Here is a 3,009-nt window from a genome sequence, read left to right on the forward strand (position 1 = left end):
GTGCATACCGGTTTGATGTATGTGCTGCTGTACGGCGCGATCCAGAAACTGCCGACGGCATTGACCGGTGCGCTGTCATTTATCTATCCGATTGCAGCGATTTTCGTCGACTGGTTCGCCTTCGGCCATCGCCTGGAGATCCTGCAATGGGTCGGCGTGGCGGCGATCCTGCTGGCGGCTGCCGGCATGCAGCAGGGCTGGGGGTTGAAAATTCGCCGGCTCGCCGCGCAGTAACGCTCAGATGTTCCAGCGCGGTGCGGTTTTCGCCAGGCGCTGGCGCATCTCGGTGATGTTCGCAGCCAGTTGCCGGGTCAACAGTCGATAGCCATCCAGCGCGCTGTAAACAGGCACATCCAGCTTCACCTCCGCCAGTTCCAGAGGTCGATCGAGGCGTTGTGCAGCGCCGGTTTTCAGGGCGCGAGCCATGCCGATCAACTGCACGCGAATCTGCCGGTGTTCAGCCTTTAGCGCCGATTGCAGATGAGCCATGGCTTGCGGGTCGTTGGCGTCCGGACGGGTATTGCCGAGGATTTCCAGGGTGCTGATGCACATGCGCAGATTGCGCTGGATCGCATCGAGTTCGGTCATCGAGATCTTCACTTCCTTGGACACCGACGGCATCAGCGAGCGCAGTTGCACCATCACCGCGCCGAGGCGCGCCATCAGTTTCAGATGTTCATCGGCGCTGACCGGATGGCCGCTGATGATCCGTCCGTACACCGTGGCGCAATCGCGCAGGGCATCGGCCAGGTTGTAGCGCCACGAATACACAGCGTACAGCGGCAAGGCAAACGAGAACGCCAGTGCCAGCGCGATGCCGATCAGGATATCGACGCCGCGCCACAAACCGTCCGTGATCGGATTGTCGCCATGCCCGGCGACGATGAACACGGTGATCGCCGAGAGCAGGGCGGTGTAGCCGCCCTTGCCGATGGCGTGATAGGAAAAGAATCCGCAGACCACCGCCATGGCGAAATAGGTCAGCCACGGCATACCGAGCCACGCCTGCTGCGCGACCAGCAGCAAACCGACGCCGGCGCCGATCAAGGTGCCGGTGGCGCGTTCAGCGGCTTTTTTGCCAATGTTGCCGTGATGCTGCAAACCGCCAATCACCACCAGCATGGTCACCGACGCCCACTCGCCGTGGGGCAGGTTAATGCCGGTGGTCAGCAGGATGGTCGCCAGCAACCCCAACGCCACCCGCACCGCGTGGATCACTCGGGCGTGCCGATAGCGCCGGTACGGGTCCAGCAGCGGACGCAGGATTCGGCGCAACAGCGGAGGCAGTCGGTGGGTGCTGAATGTACTCAGTGCAAGGTCCTCGTCAGAAAATGTAATCGGTGGTCAGGAAGCTTGAATCGCGACCGCGAATGATCTCGCTGATCAGGTCCTTGTTGCTGTCCTGGAACTTGGTCGCCACCAGCGTGCGGATCGAAAACACCCGCAGCGCATCGTGTACCGACAGCGTACCTTCGGCGGAGTTCTTGCGGCCGTTGAACGGGTAGGTGTCCGGGCCGCGCTGGCACTGGGCGTTGAGGTTGATCCGCCCGACCTGGTTGGCGAAGGTGTCGACCAGTCGGCCGACGGCCACCGGGTTGGTGCCGAAGATACTCAACTGCTGGCCGAAATCCGACTCCAGCACGTAGTCGATCACGGTGTCTAGGTGACGGTACGGCACAATCGGCACCACCGGGCCGAACTGCTCCTCGTTGTACACGCGCATCTGTGGCGTCACCGGGTACAGCACTGCCGGGTAGAAGAACGACTCGCGCGACTCGCCGCCATTCGGGTTGACCACCTCGGCACCCTTGCTGCGCGCATCCGCTACCAGGCCATGCAGGTAATCGACCTTGCCCGACTCCGGCAGCGGTGTCAGCGACACACCGCTGTCCCAGGGCATGCCCGGTTTCAGCGTGGCCAGTCTGGCGTTGAATTTCTCGATAAAGCTGTCGACCACATCTTCGTGAACGAAGAGGATTTTCAGCGCGGTGCAACGCTGGCCGTTGAACGACAGCGAGCCGGTGACCGCTTCGCTGACGGCGTTGTCCAGGTCGACTTCCGGCAGCACGATGCCCGGGTTCTTCGCATCCAGCCCCAATGCCGCGCGCAAGCGGTGCGGTTTCGGGTGCAGTTTCTTCAGGTCACTGGCGGCCTTGTTGGTGCCGATGAAGGCGAAGATGTCGATCTTGCCGCTGGCCATCAGCGCGCTGACGGTTTCGCGGCCGCTGCCGTAGATCACGTTGATCACGCCGGTGGGGAAGCTGTCTCGGAAGGCTTCGAGCAACGGACGGATCAGCAATACGCCGAGCTTGGCCGGTTTGAACACCACAGTGTTGCCCATGATCAGCGCCGGAATCAGCGTGGTGAAGGTTTCGTTCAGCGGGTAGTTGTAAGGGCCCATGCACAGGGCGACGCCGAGCGGTACGCGGCGGATCTGCCCGAGCGTGTCCTGCTCCAGCTCGAAACGGCTGGAGCGGCGGTCGAGTTCTTTAAGCGCATTGATGGTGTCGACGATGTAGTCGCAGGTGCGGTCGAATTCCTTTTCCGAGTCCTTGAGGTTCTTGCCGATTTCCCACATCAACAACTTCACCACAGCATCACGTTGCTGGCGCATGCGGCCGAGGAAGGCTTCGACATGCTGGATACGTTCGGCCACGCGCATGGTCGGCCACAGACCCTGGCCACGGTCGTAGGCGCGGACAGCGGCGTCGAGTGCGGTGAGGGCGGTGTCGGCATCGAGCAGCGGGGTGCTGCCGAGAATCACTTGTTCGTCGCCGTTCTCGCCGTGCAGATAGACCGGGCTGCGCACTTGGGCGAGCGGGCCGTCCCAGCGGCGCAACTGGCCATCGACGAGGTATTCACGTTGCTCGACCTGACCGTCGAGGCGGTATTTTTCCGGGATGTCGCTGACAGAAGGGAACAGGTTGCCAAGGATGTTTGCTGTGGTCATGTCGCTACCCCGTGTTGATGTCCGTATGCAGATCAAAAAGTCTCTGTAGGTTATACGCC

General features: G+C 61.9%; 3 protein-coding genes. 1 reads left to right on the forward strand and 2 read right to left on the reverse strand.

Annotated features, from left to right (window positions below; genetic code table 11):
- The coding region (locus DBR24_RS33870) for an EamA family transporter (protein WP_256591851.1) at positions 1-234 on the forward strand (234 nt) is incomplete at its 5' end.
- Between the two features lie 3 nt (positions 235-237).
- Here the strand turns inward: DBR24_RS33870 and DBR24_RS26245 are convergent.
- Positions 238-1,278, reverse strand: a complete 1,041-nt coding sequence (locus DBR24_RS26245; RefSeq protein WP_177490684.1) for an FUSC family protein — start codon at positions 1,276-1,278, stop codon at positions 238-240.
- A gap of 46 nt (positions 1,279-1,324) precedes the next feature.
- Complete coding sequence (locus tag DBR24_RS26250) at positions 1,325-2,950, reverse strand: NADP-dependent glyceraldehyde-3-phosphate dehydrogenase (RefSeq protein WP_128616167.1); 1,626 nt, start codon at positions 2,948-2,950, stop codon at positions 1,325-1,327.
- Positions 2,951-3,009 lie beyond the last annotated feature (59 nt).

It is taken from the genome of Pseudomonas sp. HMWF006 (assembly GCF_003061205.1).
Classification (GTDB): domain Bacteria; phylum Pseudomonadota; class Gammaproteobacteria; order Pseudomonadales; family Pseudomonadaceae; genus Aquipseudomonas; species Aquipseudomonas monsensis.